Origin of the sequence: Sphingomonas aracearum (assembly GCF_003345355.1) — a bacterium.
GTDB classification, from domain to species: domain Bacteria; phylum Pseudomonadota; class Alphaproteobacteria; order Sphingomonadales; family Sphingomonadaceae; genus Sphingomonas; species Sphingomonas aracearum.
In genome coordinates, this window is sequence record NZ_QQNB01000002.1 from 67,992 (window position 1) to 84,973 (window position 16,982).

Here is a 16,982-nt window from a genome sequence, read left to right on the forward strand (position 1 = left end):
GTGTGGGACCAACTTTGGTCGAACAGATCGTCTGTTTCGATCCATTCCGGCGCGAAATGGCCGGTTTCTTCGTGAATAGCGGGACCGATCGGGCAGTATCACGTTGCCCGACTGCGGGTTAGCTTGTTGTTTTGGCGCATGAACGCCCCCACTCGCATCGCCCGCCTGGAGCCTGGTCGCGACCAGGTCGTCACCTCCTCCGATCTCGTACGTCATTTCGGCATCTGGCAGGATCGGGCGGCCCGCTCGCCCGTCTATGTGCTGCAGCGCGGTCGCCCGCGATTCGTGTTGACGACCATTGATGTGATGGAGGCGCTATGTGCGCCGTCAGGCGAAGAGGCGGGGACCTCGGCCGATATCGATGGAACGCTGGTCGATGGGGTCAGCGATCTGGTGGTGGTCGCCGATGGCTCCCTGCGCGTCAGCTTCGCCAACCAGGCGGCGCGGGCCTATTTCGGCGAGGCAGCGGCGGTGGGCGCCAACGTGGCCGGCCTCAGTTCGAGCAGCGCCGGCACGATCCTGGCGGAGGCCGTGCGCCGCGTGGCCGGCACCGGCGTCGCCGAAAGTCTGGAACTTCCTTCGCCGACTTATCCCTGCCGGACGCTGATGGTGGCGATCGCGCCCCATGGCGGCGGCGTGACCCTCACCGCGCGCGATGCGACGCTGGCCGCCGATCTCGCGGAGGCGCGCGCCGTTGACGATGCCCGGCGTCAGGCGCTGGAGGCGATGCGCGACATGGCCGTCGCCCGGATCAACCTGCGCGGCTATCTGGAAGCGCCGGACTCCTTGCTGGAGGCTCTTACGGGCCTGTCGGGCGAAGCGCTTGCCAGCGTCCGCTTCGTCAGCCTCCTCGACATCTCCGCCCGGGCCTTGACGGGCGATGCCATCGAAGCGGTGATCGCCAGCGGCGAGCCGCAGGTGGTCAATGCCAGGCTGCTCGTCAACCGCAGCGCACCGGTGCCCGTGCGGATCGGCCTGGCGGCCTTGCGCCTGAACGGTGCCGTCCGCGGCGTCACCGCCCTGATCGCGCGCGCATCGGCCTGATCGCGGCCCGATAGCTTGCCGCCCGCTGCCCGAAAGGCGGGGTACGCAGCCCCGGATGCTAAACGGCGCATAAACCGCATCTTTACGTGCTTCGGTATAACGGTGTCCGGCAGTTCAAGGGCTGCGCCGCTTCGTTGTTGGAAGTGGCGATGTCAGCGTGCCGGTTCGGGGGTCAAGTGAACGCAGCAACCAACAATGTCGCGATCCGGCCCGAGGCAAGTGTCGCTGCGCTCGTCGCGACCGATGGCAGCGCGTCGCGGGCGATGGTGTGGCAGCTGACCGAGCGCGGTGCGGCGCAACGTGACCTGGCGGACGCCGTTCATGCGTTCTGCTCGCTGCACGGCCGCTTGCCCGGCATGATCGAATATGCGGCGGCCCGGAACACCCTGGCACCGGCAACCGCATGGCTGACGACGGCGGAGCGCGGCATCGGCACCGAGCGTGCCTATCTCGCCCGCCTCACCTCCGCTGCCGGGCCGCTGCCCTCCACGCCCGGCCAGGCCGAAACGGAGGCGGCGATCGCCGGGCAGCGCCATGCCCTGGACATGCTGGCCCAGTCCGATCGCGCCGGCTGCGCGCTGGGCGCAGCGGCGGCACTCATCCTCGATTGGCGTACCTTGCGCGCGGTCCTGGATGCAGCGGCGTCTCGGTTCGGCGTGGAGTCGATCGCCAGCGAGCTGCCCGAGCCCGACACCACCACCGCAATGCTTGCCGCCGCCACCACCTCGGCAGGCCTGGGCCGCGCCATCGGCTTCGGCGCGCAGCAGCTGCTCGCCCAGCATCGCGGCTTGTGGGAGTTGCTGGAAGCGCGTTCCTCGGCGCGGCGGGATACCTGACACGCAGCGCCCCGCTGCCCGCTTGCGCGCCGTCGCGAAATCCCGCACGTCCATGCCCGAAGATCGAACGGGACAGGACGAACCATGCAGCGCTTCGAGGGAACCCAGAGCTATGTCGCGACCGACGACCTGAAGGTCGCGGTGAATGCGGCGGTGCAGCTGCGCCGGCCGCTGCTGGTGAAAGGCGAGCCGGGGACGGGCAAGACAGTGCTCGCCTATGAGATCGCCAAGGCAGTCGGCGCGCCGCTCATCGAGTGGAACGTGAAGTCCACCACCAAGGCGCACCAGGGCCTGTACGAATATGACGCGGTCGCCCGCTTGCGCGATGGGCAGCTGGGCGATCCGCGGGTTCACGACATCGGCAACTACATCCGCCGCGGCAAGCTGTGGGACGCCTTCACCGCGCCGCAGACCTCCGTGCTGCTGATCGACGAGATCGACAAGGCGGATATCGAGTTCCCCAACGACCTGCTGCAGGAACTCGATCGCATGGAGTTCCACGTCTATGAGACGGGGGAGACGGTGCGTGCCGCCGAACGCCCGATCGTGGTCATCACGTCGAACAATGAAAAGGAGCTGCCCGACGCCTTTTTGCGTCGCTGCTTCTTTCACTACATCAAGTTCCCCGATCGCGAGACGATGCAGGCGATCATCGATGTCCACTTCCCGGGCATCCAGAAGCTGCTCGTCGGCCGGGCGATGGACATCTTCTACGACGTGCGCGAGGTGCCCGGCCTCAAGAAGAAGCCGTCCACCAGCGAGCTTCTCGACTGGCTGAAGCTGCTGCTCCACGAGGACATGCCGCTGGAGGTGCTGCAGAACCGCGATCCGACAAAGGCGATCCCTCCCCTCCATGGCGCGCTCCTGAAGAACGAGCAGGACGTCATGCTGTTCGAGCGGCTGGCGTTCATGGCGCGGCGACAGGGCGGCAAGGCGTAGGCCTCGCTACCCCCGCGGGGTAGCCGCCGGGTAATCGGGCGTTAACCACAAGCTCCAACATTTCGCCAACCCCCGCGTGCTAGCGCGGCGACATGCGGGGTGTTGTTCGCAAAGGCTTTTTCGCCGTCCTCGGTGCGGCGCTATGCGGTGGGGCGCTGGCCCTGCCCGCGCAGGCTCGGCTGCTGGATTATGTCGGCGAATGCGTGCCGTTCGCTCGCGCCGCCTCCGGCATCCAGATTTTCGGCAATGCCTGGACCTGGTGGGATCAGGCCGAGGGACGCTATCAGCGCGGTTCCAGGCCGAAACAGGGCGCGGTGATCGTGTTCGCCCGGTCCGACCGGCTCCGGCTCGGCCATGTCGCCGTGGTCAGCCGGGTCGTCACCCAGCGCGTGCTGATGCTCACCCACGCCAACTGGTCCCGACAGAATGGCGAGCGGGGCCATGCGGAGCAGGACGTGACGCTCACCGATGTCAGCCGCGACAACGACTGGAGCATGGTCAAGGTCTGGTACAAGGACATGGACGGCCTCGGCAGCTCGACCTACCCCGTCTACGGCTTCGTCTACGGCACGCCGGTGAAAGGCGCGAGCGTTCCCCGCGCGCGGCCGGCGACCGAGCTGACCGGGACCGATCCGGACTATGTGGCGGCGATCATCGACGCCTACGAGTAAGCTGCGCGCCGGCGATTGCCACGCCCCGGCAAGCTCGCCATGATTGGCCGATGTTCCTCAGCTTCCTGGATGAGCTCCGCGCCGCCGGCATTCCCGCCAGCCTGAAGGAGCACCTTACCCTGCTGGAAGCGCTCGACCGGCAGGTGATCGAGCGCTCGCCGGACGCCTTCTATTATCTCGCCCGCGCCACCTTCGTGAAGGACGAGGGCCTGCTGGACCGCTTCGATCAGGTCTTCGCCAAGGTCTTCCGCGGTGTGGCCGGTGGGTACGGCACGCAGAATGCCGACATCCCCGACGAATGGCTCAGGGCCGTGGCGGAAAAGTATCTTACCCCGGAGGAGATGGCGCAGATCAAGTCGCTGGGCTCGTGGGACGAGATCATGGACACGCTGCGCAAGCGGCTGGAGCAACAGGAGGGGCGGCACCAGGGCGGCAACAAGTGGATCGGCACCGGCGGCACCAGTCCGTACGGCAATTCCGGCTATAATCCCGAAGGGGTGCGGATCGGCGGGGAGAGCCGCCAGAAGCGCGCGCTGAAGGTGTGGGATCAGCGCGAGTTCCGCAATCTGGACAACACGCGCGAGCTCGGCACCCGCAACATCAAGGTCGCGCTCCGCCGGCTGCGCCGCTTCGCGCGCGAGGGCGCCGCGGACGAACTGGATCTGGACGGCACGATCGCGGGCACCGCGCGTCAGGGTTATCTCGACATCGTGATGCGCCCCGAACGGAGAAACGCCGTCAAGCTGCTGCTTTTCCTCGACGTGGGCGGCTCGATGGATCCGTTCGTGAAGCTCTGCGAGGAGCTGTTCTCCGCTGCGACATCGGAGTTCAAGAACCTGGAGTTCTTCTACTTCCACAACTGCCCGTATGAGGGCGTGTGGAAGGACAATCGCCGCCGCTTTCAGGAGCGGACGCCGACATGGGACGTGCTCCATAAATTCGGTCACGACTACAAGCTCGTGTTCGTCGGCGATGCTTCCATGAGCCCGTACGAGATCAGCCATCCGGGCGGATCGGTGGAGCATTTCAACAAGGAAGCGGGCGCGGTGTGGCTACAACGCCTGACGAACACCTACCCGGCGGCGGCGTGGCTCAACCCGATCCCGCAGGCGCAATGGACCTATTCGCAGTCGATCAGGATGGTCGCGGACCTGCTGAACGACCGCATGTTCCCGTTGACCCTGGAGGGTTTGGACGAGGCGATGCGGGAACTCACGCGCAAGCGGTAGCTTCAACCGCGACGCCCGAGATCAGGCCGCGAGCGCCGCCAGTTTCGCTTCGAAGCTGGCGGCAAGGGCCAGCCGGCGGTTGCGTGCTTCTTCGGTGATCGCGCGACGTGCGGCGACATATTCCTCCGCCGCCCGGCGCGCATAATAGCGATTGTCCGATTCCATCGACGACCCACCCCGACTCGTTGCCGGACTGTTGCGCGATCTAGTCTTACCGATCACCTAACCTGCGTCGAATTGCGCGCAGCATCCGACGAAACGAACCGCACTGGTCCTAATAGAGCAGGTGTGTCCGCCTTTCCTCTTCCCAGGCGAGTTCGTCGGGCCGGGTCACGGCGTCGAGATCAGATGCGGTTGCCGCAGGATCGTCCACCCACTCGCGCAGGCCAGGGCCCCCGTTGATCACGTCGATCGCCAGCTTGTCGAACACATATTCGTACGGGAAGTCGCGCCATAGATCGTATTGCGGAGCAAGCGAGCGGATCGCCTTGAACCCGGCGGCCTGCACCCGCCATGGACGGAAGGCGTCATGCACATAGGACGGCCCCTCCGCATGGAGGAACACGCCGTTGCACAATCGGCCCACATGCTTGTGGAACGTCGGCTGGAACCAGAAATCGCGAAGGGTGCAGCCGTTCAGCCACTCCGGAGCAATCCGTCGCATCTCCGCGATCACCGCCTTCGCGTCCATGTCCGGCGCGCCGAACATCTCCAGCGGGCGTGTGGTGCCCCGCCCTTCCGACAGGGTGGTACCCTCCAGCATCACCGTTCCCGCATAAGCGCGGGCCATGTTGACGTTGGCGGCATTCGGGCTGGGATTGATCCACGGCCGCTCGGCCGGCCAGCCGAAGCCGGGCGCCGCTGCCGGCTGCCATCCGTCCATCGCGATCACGCGATAGTCGACGTCCAGCCTGTAGTGCGCGATGAACCAATGGCCGAGTTCGCCCAGCGTCATGCCATGCCGCATCGGCATCGGACCGGCGCCGACAAAGCTCTCCCAACCGGGCAGCAGCGTCAGCCCCTCCACCGGCCGCCCGGCCGGATTTGGGCGGTCCAGCACCCACACCTGCTTGCCATGCTTGGCCGCTGCTTCGAGCACGTAGAGCAGCGTGGTGACGAACGTGTAGATGCGGCAGCCCACGTCCTGCAGGTCGACCAGCAGGACGTCGAAGGTGCCCATCGACTGCCCGGTCGGACGGCGCACCTCGCCGTACAGGCTGAACACGGGCATGCCATAGGTCGGATCGGTGAAGTCCGGCGACTCCATCATGTTGTCCTGCAGGTCACCGCGTACGCCATGCTGGGGGCCGAACACCGCCGACACGTTCAGCCCGGCGGCAATCAGCGCGTCCAGGCTGTGCGTCAGGTCGCGGGTGACGGAAGCGGGATGCGCAAGCAGCGCCACGCGCTTTCCCTCCAACGGACGCCGCAGTTCGGGGTCGGACAGGAGGCGATCGATACCGAAGTTCATGCCGCTCCTCGTGCCGGGAGCGTGGCCGTGAAGCAAGCCGGGTTGTGGAAGTCGGGCGGTCCGTCCGCGTGCGCCAGCGCCCAGAAGGACCTGGTCCCGTCCTGCTCTTCGATCACCGCGGTCAAGCTCATTCTCGGAGATGAGGCGGTGACGGGGAGCTCTGCCTCAACCGCCAGCGTGAAGGTTCCCGCGGCGCGTGATGCTGCGATCTCGGGGGCCGATGCCAGCGGGAGGTCAGCCATGCCTCCCCGATAGCTGTCGAAGCGGTACGCAGCCCAGCGGGTCGACGGCGAGAAGTTGAACTCGCAATAGCCGACCTCTTCCTGCGACAGGAACAGCTCGAAACAGGTGGTCTTCCACAACGCATCCGCGCGCTCTGCCGGCCCAACCGACGGCAGGGCGAGCGGAGCGGTGTGGCGGATGATGTATTCGAGCCGGAGCACGGCGCCGTCCTGTCGGTCGAGTTGCACGCGGACGCCTTGCACCCCGCCGGGTGGATGGCTCGGATGGGGCACCAGATCGTAGATCACCTGTCCTCCTGTGCCGCGCTTTCCACCGGGCCGCTGCACCACCCGTGTAGGTGCGGCGCACGCCCTTCGACAAGCTTGCGCCTGGCGGAAGAGGACGGCTGGAAAAATTCGCCGCCATCGCCTATGTGCGCCCGAACTCCCATGGCAACTGTTCTCCCCTCCCCGCCGCGTGTCGGCATGGTGTCGCTTGGCTGTCCCAAGAACCTGGTGGATTCCGAGCGGATCCTCAGCAAGCTGCGCTCCGACGGCTACCAGATGTCGCCCGATTATGCCGGTGCGGACATCGTGCTGGTCAACACCTGCGGCTTTCTCGATTCCGCCAAGGAGGAGAGCCTGGAGGCGATCGGTGAGGCCATCGCCGAAAACGGCCGGGTTATCGTCACCGGCTGCATGGGACAGGAAGCCGAGGCGATCCGCGCCCGCTTCCCGCAGGTGCTCGCCGTCACCGGCGCCCACCAGTACGAACAGGTCGTCGAGGCGGTGCATGAAGCGGCACCGCCGGCGCGCTCCGCCTATCTGGATCTCGTGCCGGGCGGCGCGGTGGAACTCACCGACCTGAAGCTCACGCCGCGCCACTACAGCTATCTGAAGATTTCCGAAGGCTGCAATCACGGCTGCACCTTCTGCATCATCCCCTCGCTGCGCGGCGACCTTGCCAGCCGGCGTCCCGATGCGATCCTGCGCGAAGCGGAAAAGCTGGTGGAAGCGGGCACTCGGGAGCTGCTGGTCATCAGCCAGGACACGTCGGCATACGGCGTGGACATCAAGCATCACCCGCGCATGTGGAAAGGCGCCGAGGTCCGCGCGCATATGACCGATCTTGCGCGCGAACTGGGCCGGATCGCGCCATGGGTGCGGCTCCATTACGTCTATCCCTACCCCCATGTCGATCAGGTCATCCCGCTGATGGCCGAGGGGCTGGTGCTTCCCTATCTCGACATCCCGTTCCAGCATGCCAGCCGCAACGTGCTGAAGCTGATGCGCCGCCCGGCCAACGAGGCGAAGGTGCTGGAGCGCATCCACAAGTGGCGCGAGATCTGTCCGGACATCGCGATCCGCTCGACCTTCGTGGTCGGCTTTCCCGGGGAGACGGAAGCGGACTTCCAGTACCTTCTCGATTGGCTGGACGAGGCGCAGCTCGACCGCGTGGGCGCGTTTCGCTTCGAGCCCGTCGAGGGTGCCGCCGCCAACCTGCTGCCGGATCACGTACCGGAAGAGGTCAAGGAAGAGCGCTACGCCCGCATCATGGAGAAGACCGCGGCCATCTCCGCGGCCAAGCTCCAGGCCAAGATCGGCCGTTCGCTGGAAGTCCTTGTCGATGCGGTGGACGCCGAGACGGGCGGCGCCACTGGCCGCAGCCAGGCCGACGCGCCGGAAATCGACGGCGAGGTCCACTTGCGTGATGCCGGGCATCTGGCGGTGGGCGACTTCGCGCGGGTGACCATCGAGGACGCAGACGAGCACGACTTGTACGGCGTGCCGGCCTGATCTGTCCCGCATCGGGCCGGGCGTGCGGGTTCAAACCTGTCGTTCGGTTCGGTAAGCAGCGACATGCGCGCTGCCCTTCTCGCCCTGCTGCTCGCCGCCGTCCCTGCCGCCGCGCAGGTGCCGCCGCCGCCGGTGCAGAAGATCGTCACGGCGGTGGACCCGCTGACGATCGAGCTGGACGACTTCCGGCGGCTGGCCGATCCGGAGATATGGCGCGATCTCCAGGTCCGCCGGATCGAGTTCCGTGAAGGACGCACCTTCTGGCGGCTATACCGGATCGCCAACACCCGGCGGCCGGACGGCCCGCTCTGGCTGGTGCCGCACGACAACGAGAATGCGGCGTTCCAGGCGGCGGTCTACGCGGCGCGTTCGTATGGCGGCGTCGTCATGGCAGTGGAGGAAGCACGCAGCCTCGCCGGGCCCGACAGTCGCGGCAACGGCGATGTCGCCGCTGGCGGCGATGTGGACCCGAACCGCAACTTCCGCCCCGACACGCCAGATTTCGCCGGCGCGATGCTGGCCGATCTCGGCAACCCTGCGCGGCTGAGCGTGGCGCTGCACACGAACGATCCCGGCTATGATGCGGCCGGGTCCAGCTGCCTGCCGCCGGAGTCGGGCGAGGAAACCGGCAAGGGCACCATCTCGGTGCTGCTATGCAACGACCTCTACATGCCCCGTCGCTCAATCGCCGGGCGCTGGCCGTTCGACGATACGGACAGCGTGGCGATCGTCTCCTACCTCGGGGAGCGTAGCCCGTTCAGCGGCTTCTGCGCGCGCCCGCTCTCGGACGCGGACTTCAACATCATGTTCGAGCATGTGGTCACGTCGGATGGCAGCGCGTCGAACTTCGCCGTGTTCCGCGGGCTTCCGTATGTGAACCTGGAGACGCAGGAGCGCGGCGTCGCTCCCGACCAGCTCGGCGAGGCACGATCGCGGCTGCTGGCAATGATCGACACGGTGATGGCGCGGTGCGCGGTCATCCCGCGCCTGTCCCTCGACCTGCCGGAACCGCACGAGCGCCCGCGGCGACGTCGCGGGCGCTGAACGCCTGGCTCAGTTCTTGGCCGGCGCGGAGGCGGGAGGCACCGTTGTCGGCGTGGCGGCCGCGGTTGCCACCGGCGGACCCTTGGCGATCACCGCGGCGAGCTTCGTCGCCTCCGGGCAGGCTGACTTGCCGCACAGGGTCCGCAGCTTCACCAGATTGGCTTCCGCCTGGCGCACGGCGCCCTTCATCACCAGTGCCTCGCCCTGACCTGCGAGGGCAGCGCGATCGGTCGGCTCCAGCAGCAACGCCGCGCGGTAGTAACGGATCGCGCTGCCATCCAGACCGCGCTTCTCCGCCACTTCGGCAAGGTGGATAAAGGCCGCGCGGTTACGGGGATCAACCGCCAGCGCAGACTCGAACAGGTCGGTCGCTCCGTCCAGATTGCCGGCAGCCTGGGCGGCAATGCCCTTTTGCACGAGCGCAACCGAGCGAGCGTCGATCTGGTCGTCGGGCCGCTGCCCATGAAGCGATGTGGAAACGGTCACCAGCGTCAGCGCGAGGGCGGCAGCGAGGGTCGTATAACGCATGACTTGCTCCAGCGTGGACACGGGACGGGTGGTTAGCAGGGCGCGCGCAGGCGTGCGACAAAAAAGCCGTCGGTGCCGTCATGCGCGGGCGTGAGCCGCACGCCTTCGCCGCGCGGGCGGCCGGCGGCCAGCCCCAGCGCCTCGGCCTCCCAGTCGCGATGGCGGGCCAGGAACCCGTCGATGCGATCGGCGCCCTCGGCATCAAGCAGCGAGCAGACGATGAACACCAGCGCGCCGCCGGGGCGAACCAACTGGCGTCCGATCTCGAGCAGCCGCTCCTGCGTATCGACCAGGCGCGCAAGACGCTCCGGCGTCAGGCGCCATCGTGCCTCCGGATTGCGTCGCCAGGTCCCGGTGCCCGAACAGGGTGCGTCGATCAGCACCGTGTCGCTGCCGCCGCGCCAGTCGTCCAGCGCCGCCAGCTCACGGCCGGGATCGAGCAGCCGCGTGGTCGCGATGCTCGCCCCGGCGCGCTCGGCCCGCGCCGGGAGGCGGGAGAGCCGGGCACGGTCTGTGTCCGTCGCCAGCAGCTCGCCCCTGTTTTCCATCGCGGCGGCGAGCGCGAGCGTCTTCCCGCCGGCCCCGGCGCACAGGTCGATGATGCGCTGTCCGGGCTCCGCCTGCGCGGCGAGGGAGACGAACTGACTGCCCCCATCCTGCACTTCGATGCACCCCTCGCGCCACGCGTCGAGCCGCTCGACATCGGTGCCGCTGGGCAGGCGCCGTCCGTTCGGCAGCCCGGCGATTGGCTCCGCTTCCGGCAGGTCCAGCGGGCCGGGCCGAAGCACGTTGATCCGGATGTCCAGCGGCGCCCGATCGACAAGCGCCGGAAGCTCGAACCTCGAGAACCCGGACACGGCGAGCTGTTCGAGCAGCCACGCCGGGGCGACGCCGGGAACCGCCCGCGGCTCGTCGGCGGCGATCGCGGCGGGCCCGCGGGCCGATCCGTCGAAGGTTTGCGCCAGCGCGGGGTCCTCGTCGGCAAGGCCGGCCAGCGCCGCACGCCCGCTTTCCGGCGGCTCCCCGAACGCGCGAATGGCGCGATAGACCAGCTCGCGGATCGCGCGCCGATCCTTCGATCCGGCATAGCGGCGCGTCGCGAAATAGCGCGCGACCAGCGTGTCCGCCGCCGCCCCGCCCTCGCGCGCGGCGGCGAGAACGGCGTCGAGCAACTCGATCGCGGCCTGGGTGCGAGCGGCCGGCGTCATCCGACGGGGTAGTTCGGCGCCTCGCGCGTGATCGTCACGTCATGCACATGGCTTTCGCGCAGCCCCGCGCCCGTGATCTGCACGAACTGCGCGCGCTTCTGAAGCTCGGCCACCGTCGGGGAGCCGGTATAGCCCATCGCTGCGCGAATGCCGCCGGTGAGCTGGTGGATGACGTCCTTGGCCGGGCCCTTGAAGGCCACCTGGCCTTCGATCCCCTCGGGCACCAGCTTCAGCTGGTCCTTGATGTCGCCCTGGAAGTAGCGGTCGGCCGAACCCCGGCCCATTGCGCCCACCGAGCCCATCCCGCGATAGGATTTGTAGGCGCGTCCCTGATAGATGAACGTCTCGCCCGGCGCTTCCGCCGTGCCGGCCAGCAGCGATCCGATCATCACCGACGAGGCACCGGCGGCGAGCGCCTTGGCCATGTCGCCGGAGGTGCGGATGCCGCCATCGGCAATCACCGGCACGCCCGATTTCGCGCCTTCCTCCGCGCAGTCCATCACCGCGGTGAGCTGCGGCACACCAACGCCCGCGACGATGCGGGTGGTGCAGATGGAGCCCGGCCCGATGCCGACCTTCACCGCATCCGCACCGGCATCCACCAGCGCGCGCACCGCCTCCGCCGTGGCGACGTTGCCGGCGACGACCTGCACGGAGTTGGACAGCTTCTTCACCCGCTCCACGGCGCGCGCCACGTCGCGGTTATGGCCGTGCGCGGTATCGATGATGACGAGGTCGAGCTCGGCATCGACCAGCGCTTCCGTCCGCTCGAAACCCTTGTCGCCCACCGTGGACGCCGCGCCCACCCGCAGGCGGCCGGCCGCGTCCTTGGTCGCGTTGGGATAGGTGACGGCCTTCTCGATGTCCTTCACCGTGATGAGGCCGATGCAGCGATAGTGCTCGTCCACCACGATCAGCTTCTCGATGCGCCGCTGGTGCAGCAGGCGGCGGGCTTCTTCCGAGCTGACGCCCGGCGAGACGGTGGCGAGATTGTCGCGCGTCATCAGCTCGGCGACCGGCTGGCGTGGATTCTCCGCGAAACGCACGTCGCGGTTGGTCAGGATACCCACGAGCTTGCCGCTCGCCTCCGTCACCGGAATGCCGTTGATGCGGTGCTGCGCCATCAGCGCCTGCGCATCGGCCAGCGTGGCGTCGGGGCGAATGGTGATCGGGTTGACGACCATGCCGCTTTCGAACCGCTTCACCGCGCGCACGGCGGCGACCTGCTCCTCCACCGACAGATTGCGATGGAGAACCCCGAGCCCGCCCAACTGCGCCATGGCGATCGCCATGTCCGCCTCCGTTACCGTGTCCATCGCCGCGGACACGATCGGGATGTCGAGCGAGATCTCCCGCGTCAGCCGTGTGGCGGTGCTCGTCTGGCTGGGCACCACGTCGCTTTCGGCGGGCACCAGCAGGACATCGTCAAAGGTAAGGCCGAGGCGAATGTCCATGAAAGTGCCAAGCTCCTGAGTCGCGAGTTGGCGGCCCATGTAACCGCGCGTGGCGGCTGGCGCTAGGGTGTGTCCTGTTACGGGTCGGCGACAGCTTCCGGCGGCAGGCCGTCGCTTCAGCGCGACGGTTGAGAATGTCGCCCGCCTGTCCTACTCTGCGGGGATGAGTGTCGAAGGCTGCACCGCTCCGTGACGGCGACGATCGCGCTGGTCGATGACGACCGCAATATCCTGACTTCGGTGTCGATCGCGCTTCAGGCGGAGGGCTTCCTTACCCGCGTCTATTCGGATGGCGAGACGGCGCTGAAGGCGCTGGTCGACAATCCGCCGGACCTGGCGATCTTCGACGTGAAGATGCCACGCATGGACGGGCTGGAGCTGCTGCGCCGCCTGCGCGAGCGGGTGATGACGCCGGTGATCTTCCTTACCAGCAAGGATGACGAGCTGGACGAGGCGCTGGGTCTCGCCATGGGCGCGGACGATTATATCGCCAAGCCGTTCTCGCAACGCCTGCTGATCGCTCGCATCCGCGCCATCCTGCGCCGCGCGGAGGTGGTGCAGACCAGCACCGACAAGGACCAGGCGACCTCCAGCGAGGCGCTGGTGCGCGGGCGCCTGGCGATGGATCCGGCCCGCCACCGCGTCACCTGGGGCGGCGCGGACGTGACCCTCACCGTGACCGAATTCCTGATCCTGGAGACGCTTGCCCAGCGCCCCGGGATCGTGAAAACCCGCAACCAGTTGATGGATGCTGCCTATCAGGACGACATCTATGTCGACGATCGCACCATCGACAGCCACATCAAGCGGATCCGGCGGAAGTTTCGCCAGACCGATCCAGAATTCGACGCCATCGAGACGCTCTACGGTGCCGGCTATCGCTTCTCCGAGGAATGACGCGGAGGACGCGGGCGACCTGTCGCTGCAGGACGGGCGCGAGCTGTCCCTGCGCTGGTCCGGCCGGGTCAGCCTCACCCCGCGCATCCTTGCGGTCAACATCATCGCGCTGGCGCTGCTGGCCGGCGGGTTCTTCTATCTCGATTCCTATCGCAGCCGGATCGTCGATTCGACCCTGTTGCGCGTCAACCGCGAGGCACGGCTGATCGCGGAGGCGATGGCGGCAGCCGAGCCGGGGGAGCGCGAGGCGCTGGCGCTGCGGCTGGCAAAGGATACCGGCTCGCGCCTGCGACTGTTCGACCCGGCCGGGCGCCTGCTCCTCGACACGCGCGCCTCGGGCCTCAGGAACTTCCGGCTGCTCGATCCCGACAAGGAAGGCTGGCAGCAGCATGCTGCGCGTTTCCTGGATGCCGTGATCGACACCGTGGTGCAGGCGAAGCGCGCGCCGCTCTACCGCGAACGCCGGGACGGACAGGCGTGGCCGGACGTTCAGGTCGCCGCAGGAGGCAAGGTGTCCGCGCGGGTCTGGCGCGCGCCGGACCGCACGCCCGTCTTCACCGCCGCCGCGCCGGTCACGGGGGCGGGCGTGGTGATGACGACGCTGAACGCCCGCGAGATCACGCAAACGGTGCGGGTGGAGCGCTTCCGGCTGAGCGTGGTCCTGCTGATCGTCGCGCTCGTCTCCGTGCTCCTGTCGCTGTTCCTCGCGCGCACCATCGTGCGCCCGTTGCGCCGCCTTGCCCGCGCCGCGGTGCGGGTGCGCCGAGGCCGCGCGCGCGAGGTGGTGGTGCCGCGCCTGCCCTCTCGCCGCGACGAGATCGGGATGCTCGCCCGCGCGCTGTCCGACATGAGCCTTGCCCTGCGCGCCCGGATCGACGCCACCGAGGCGTTCGCCGCCGATGTCACCCACGAGCTCAAGAACCCGCTCGCGTCCTTGCGCTCCGCAGTGGAGGGTCTTGGCCAGGTACGCGACCCGGAGCTGCAGGAGCGCCTGCTCGCGATCGTGCGCGACGACGTGCATCGGCTGGACCGGCTGATCACCGACATCTCCGAAGCGTCGCGCCTCGATGCGCAGCTCAGCCGCGCCAAGTTCGATCCGGTGGATCTTGCCGCGATGGTGGAGGCGCTGATCGCCAACCGCGAAGCCCGCGGGATCGAGCGCGACATCCGGCTGCGCTTCGATCGCGGCCTGCCGGGGCCGCTGATCGTGATGGGCGAAGGCGCGCGGCTGGAGCGGGTGGTGGAGAACCTGATCGACAACGCGATCTCCTTCTCTCCGGATGGCGGATTGATCGTGGTGGCGGTTTCGCGTGAGCCCGACGCAATTGTCCTGCGGGTGGAGGACGAGGGCCCCGGTGTCCCGGCGGAGGCGCGCGACGCCGTGTTCCGCCGCTTTCAATCGATCCGCCCCGCGGCGGAGGAGTTCGGACAGCATTCCGGCCTCGGCCTCGCCATCGCCCACACCATCGTGGACGCTCACCAGGGCACCATTCATGTGGAGGACCGGGAAGACCGGTTGAGCGGCGCGCGCTTCGTCGTCCGCCTGCCGCTGGCTTTCGAATGAGCGAGGGGGTCGAGGAAGTGCGCCACGCCACGACGGTCGCCATCGGCGGCAAGGGCGTGGCGATCGAGGGTGCGTCCGGCACCGGCAAGTCGGACCTTGCATTGCGCCTGATCGATCGCGGCGCGACCCTTGTCAGCGATGATTATACCCTGTTCCGCCGCGACGGCGCGGTTGTACGGGCGCGCGCGCCGGGCAATATAGCGGGCAAGATGGAAATACGTGGCCTTGGCATCCATGACATGCCGCACCTCCCCGAGGCGCCGGTAGCGCTGGTGGTGCGCCTGGGCGCTGCCGTGCCCCGGCTGCCGGAGCCGCAGATCAGCCGCATTGCGGGCGTCGAGCTCCCGGCAGTGGACCTGGCGGGTCTGGAAGCCTCCGCACCGATCAAGGTGGAGCGGGCGCTGGCGGCGGTGCTCGGAACGTGAGCGAGCGCAAGGACATCCTGCTTGTCACCGGGCTGTCGGGCGCCGGCAAGTCCACCGTGCTGCGGACCCTGGAGGATCTCGGCTGGGAGGTGGTGGACAACCTCCCGTTGCTGCTGCTCGACCGCCTGCTCGCCGCACCGGAGCCGGAGGGGGTCCAGGCAGCGCGCCCGCTTGCCCTCGGCATCGGCGCGCAGACCCGTGGCTTCGATTCCGAGCGCATCGTTCGCCGCGTCCGGCAATTGAGCGAGGCGCACGGCCACGAAGTCGGCACGCTGTTCCTCGATTGTGCCGGCGCCGAGCTCGAGCGTCGCTATTCGGAAACGCGTCGCCGTCACCCGCTTGCGCTGGACCGGCCCGCCGTGGAAGGCATCCGGCGGGAGCGCGAGCTGCTGGAGCCGCTGCGGCGCTTCGCCAATCGCCTGATCGACACCACCCGCCTTTCCGCCAACGAGCTCGCCCAGCAGATCCGGGCGACGTTCGGGCAAGAGGGACAGGGCGAGCCGACCTTTTCGATCCTCTCGTTCGGCTTCGCGCGCGGCCTGCCGGTGAACGCCGATCTCGTGTTCGACATGCGCTTTCTGCGCAATCCGCACTGGAACCAGGCCCTGCGCCCCGGCACCGGGCTGGACGCGGATGTCGCCGCTTATGTGCAGGCGGACCCGGCCTATCACGCTGCGGTGGACCAGATCGAGTCGCTGCTGAAGCTGTTGCTCCCGCGCTACAGGGCGGAGGGGAAATCCTACGTTACGGTCGCTTTCGGCTGTACCGGCGGGAGACACCGCTCCGTTCACGTCGCGGAAGCGATGGCAGCGCGGTTGCGCGCGGCGGGCTTTTCGCCCACGGTGAGCCATCGTGATCTCGCCGCCGCGCCCCAGGACTCGCTGGAAGGCGCCCCGGTCGAGACGGTTGGGGTGGGACAGTCTAGCTAATGATCGGTCTGGTTCTGGTGACTCACGGTCGCCTTGCCGATGAGTTCGTGACCGCGATGGAGCATGTGGTCGGCAGGCAGGAGCGCGTCGGCACCGTCGCGATCGGGCCGGAGGACGACATGGGGGGTCGCCGGCGCGACATCGCCGACGCGATCGCGCGGGTGGATGCCGGTCGCGGCGTGATCGTGCTGACCGATCTGTTCGGCGGCACGCCCTCGAACCTCGCCATTTCGCTGATGGAAAAGGGTCGCGTGGAAGTGATCGCGGGCATCAACCTGCCTATGCTGATCCGCCTGGAATCCGCGCGCAAGACCATGAAGGTGGTGGACGCGGTTGCCGCCGCGCGCGAGGCCGGCCGCAAGTACATTTCGGTCGCCTCCGAGGTGCTGGGCGAGGCGGCGGCGTGATGGCGGTACGCCGCTCGGTGGAGATCACCAATCGCCGCGGCCTGCACGCGCGCGCTTCCGCCAAGTTCGTGACGCTTGCCTCCACGCAACCGGTGGACGTCGCCGTGGAAAAGGACGGCGCCGGTTCGGTGACGGGCACCTCGATCATGGGCCTGATGATGCTGGGCGCGGCGATGGGCGACACCATTACCATTTCCGCCGATGGCGAGGGCGCCGAGGAAACCGTGGCGGTGCTCTGCCGACTGGTCGAGGACAAGTTCGGCGAGGAATAGCCGGGCGAAGGCGGCGGCCTCGCTTCCGCTCCGCGCACGCTTGCGA

19 protein-coding genes are annotated in these 16,982 nt (G+C 68.0%); 13 read left to right on the forward strand and 6 right to left on the reverse strand.

The window, feature by feature from the left end:
- Positions 1-138: 138 nt before the first annotated feature.
- The 5 genes from DVW87_RS07500 (at position 139) to DVW87_RS07520 (ending at position 4,719) form a co-directional block, all read left to right on the forward strand.
- Positions 139-1,044, forward strand: a complete 906-nt coding sequence (locus DVW87_RS07500; protein WP_114687194.1) for a PAS domain-containing protein — start codon at positions 139-141, stop codon at positions 1,042-1,044.
- 176 nt (positions 1,045-1,220) lie between these two features.
- On the forward strand, positions 1,221-1,880 hold the full coding sequence (locus tag DVW87_RS07505; RefSeq protein WP_114687195.1) for a DUF6975 family protein: 660 nt from the start codon (positions 1,221-1,223) through the stop codon (positions 1,878-1,880).
- A gap of 84 nt (positions 1,881-1,964) precedes the next feature.
- The gene (locus tag DVW87_RS07510) at positions 1,965-2,819 is read left to right on the forward strand and encodes an AAA family ATPase (RefSeq protein WP_114687196.1); all 855 of its coding nucleotides are present in this window, start codon (positions 1,965-1,967) and stop codon (positions 2,817-2,819) included.
- 92 nt (positions 2,820-2,911) lie between these two features.
- On the forward strand, positions 2,912-3,490 hold the full coding sequence (locus tag DVW87_RS07515) for a CHAP domain-containing protein (RefSeq protein WP_114687197.1): 579 nt from the start codon (positions 2,912-2,914) through the stop codon (positions 3,488-3,490).
- 50 nt (positions 3,491-3,540) lie between these two features.
- Entirely contained in the window at positions 3,541-4,719 is a 1,179-nt protein-coding gene (locus DVW87_RS07520; RefSeq protein WP_114687198.1) for a vWA domain-containing protein, read from the forward strand.
- Between the two features lie 21 nt (positions 4,720-4,740).
- Here the strand turns inward: DVW87_RS07520 and DVW87_RS18055 are convergent, their stop codons facing one another.
- The 3 genes from DVW87_RS18055 to DVW87_RS07530 all read right to left on the reverse strand — a co-directional run bounded on the left by DVW87_RS18055 (position 4,741) and on the right by DVW87_RS07530 (position 6,720).
- Entirely contained in the window at positions 4,741-4,884 is a 144-nt protein-coding gene (locus DVW87_RS18055) for a hypothetical protein (protein ID WP_181814768.1), read from the reverse strand.
- Between the two features lie 109 nt (positions 4,885-4,993).
- The gene (locus DVW87_RS07525; RefSeq protein WP_114687199.1) at positions 4,994-6,190 is read right to left on the reverse strand and encodes an exo-beta-N-acetylmuramidase NamZ family protein; all 1,197 of its coding nucleotides are present in this window, start codon (positions 6,188-6,190) and stop codon (positions 4,994-4,996) included.
- Positions 6,187-6,720, reverse strand: coding sequence for a DOMON-like domain-containing protein (locus DVW87_RS07530; RefSeq protein ID WP_239017817.1), 534 nt, complete (start codon positions 6,718-6,720; stop codon positions 6,187-6,189). Before DVW87_RS07530 ends, DVW87_RS07525 begins: the two co-directional genes overlap by 4 nt.
- A 141-nt stretch (positions 6,721-6,861) precedes the next feature.
- Here DVW87_RS07530 and rimO point away from each other — a divergent pair, with 141 nt between their 5' ends.
- On the forward strand, positions 6,862-8,208 hold the full coding sequence (gene rimO / locus DVW87_RS07535) for a 30S ribosomal protein S12 methylthiotransferase RimO (RefSeq protein WP_114687200.1): 1,347 nt from the start codon (positions 6,862-6,864) through the stop codon (positions 8,206-8,208).
- A gap of 63 nt (positions 8,209-8,271) precedes the next feature.
- Positions 8,272-9,252 (forward strand): hypothetical protein, encoded by a 981-nt coding sequence (locus DVW87_RS07540; protein ID WP_114687201.1) that lies wholly within the window; start codon positions 8,272-8,274, stop codon positions 9,250-9,252.
- Positions 9,253-9,261: 9 nt separating this feature from the next.
- Here the strand turns inward: DVW87_RS07540 and DVW87_RS07545 are convergent, their stop codons facing one another.
- From DVW87_RS07545 to guaB, 3 genes are read right to left on the reverse strand one after another with little or no spacing between them, the layout of a single operon-like run.
- Positions 9,262-9,780 (reverse strand): tetratricopeptide repeat protein, encoded by a 519-nt coding sequence (locus DVW87_RS07545; protein WP_114687202.1) that lies wholly within the window; start codon positions 9,778-9,780, stop codon positions 9,262-9,264.
- A 32-nt stretch (positions 9,781-9,812) separates the two neighbouring features.
- A complete protein-coding gene (locus DVW87_RS07550; RefSeq protein ID WP_114687203.1) occupies positions 9,813-10,988 on the reverse strand; it encodes an RsmB/NOP family class I SAM-dependent RNA methyltransferase in 1,176 nt (391 codons plus the stop codon).
- Positions 10,985-12,442, reverse strand: coding sequence for an IMP dehydrogenase (gene guaB / locus DVW87_RS07555; RefSeq protein WP_114687204.1), 1,458 nt, complete (start codon positions 12,440-12,442; stop codon positions 10,985-10,987). Before guaB ends, DVW87_RS07550 begins: the two co-directional genes overlap by 4 nt.
- 189 nt (positions 12,443-12,631) lie before the next feature.
- Here guaB and DVW87_RS07560 point away from each other — a divergent pair, with 189 nt between their 5' ends.
- The 6 genes from DVW87_RS07560 to DVW87_RS07585 are packed head-to-tail and all read left to right on the forward strand — an operon-like array spanning position 12,632 to position 16,936.
- Positions 12,632-13,339 carry a response regulator transcription factor gene (locus tag DVW87_RS07560; RefSeq protein ID WP_114687205.1) on the forward strand — a complete coding sequence of 236 codons (708 nt, stop codon included), beginning with the start codon at positions 12,632-12,634 and terminating at the stop codon, positions 13,337-13,339.
- A complete protein-coding gene (locus DVW87_RS07565) occupies positions 13,311-14,903 on the forward strand; it encodes a sensor histidine kinase (protein ID WP_420822328.1) in 1,593 nt (530 codons plus the stop codon). The genes DVW87_RS07560 and DVW87_RS07565 overlap by 29 nt, the downstream gene beginning before the upstream one ends.
- On the forward strand, positions 14,900-15,328 hold the full coding sequence (locus tag DVW87_RS07570) for an HPr kinase/phosphorylase (RefSeq protein ID WP_114687206.1): 429 nt from the start codon (positions 14,900-14,902) through the stop codon (positions 15,326-15,328). The genes DVW87_RS07565 and DVW87_RS07570 overlap by 4 nt, the downstream gene beginning before the upstream one ends.
- Entirely contained in the window at positions 15,325-16,257 is a 933-nt protein-coding gene (gene rapZ, locus DVW87_RS07575; protein ID WP_114687207.1) for an RNase adapter RapZ, read from the forward strand. The genes DVW87_RS07570 and rapZ overlap by 4 nt, the downstream gene beginning before the upstream one ends.
- Positions 16,257-16,664: a PTS sugar transporter subunit IIA gene (locus DVW87_RS07580; protein ID WP_114687208.1), complete on the forward strand. Its 408-nt coding sequence runs from the start codon at positions 16,257-16,259 to the stop codon at positions 16,662-16,664. Before rapZ ends, DVW87_RS07580 begins: the two co-directional genes overlap by 1 nt.
- Positions 16,664-16,936: an HPr family phosphocarrier protein gene (locus DVW87_RS07585; RefSeq protein ID WP_114688133.1), complete on the forward strand. Its 273-nt coding sequence runs from the start codon at positions 16,664-16,666 to the stop codon at positions 16,934-16,936. The genes DVW87_RS07580 and DVW87_RS07585 overlap by 1 nt, the downstream gene beginning before the upstream one ends.
- Positions 16,937-16,982 lie beyond the last annotated feature (46 nt).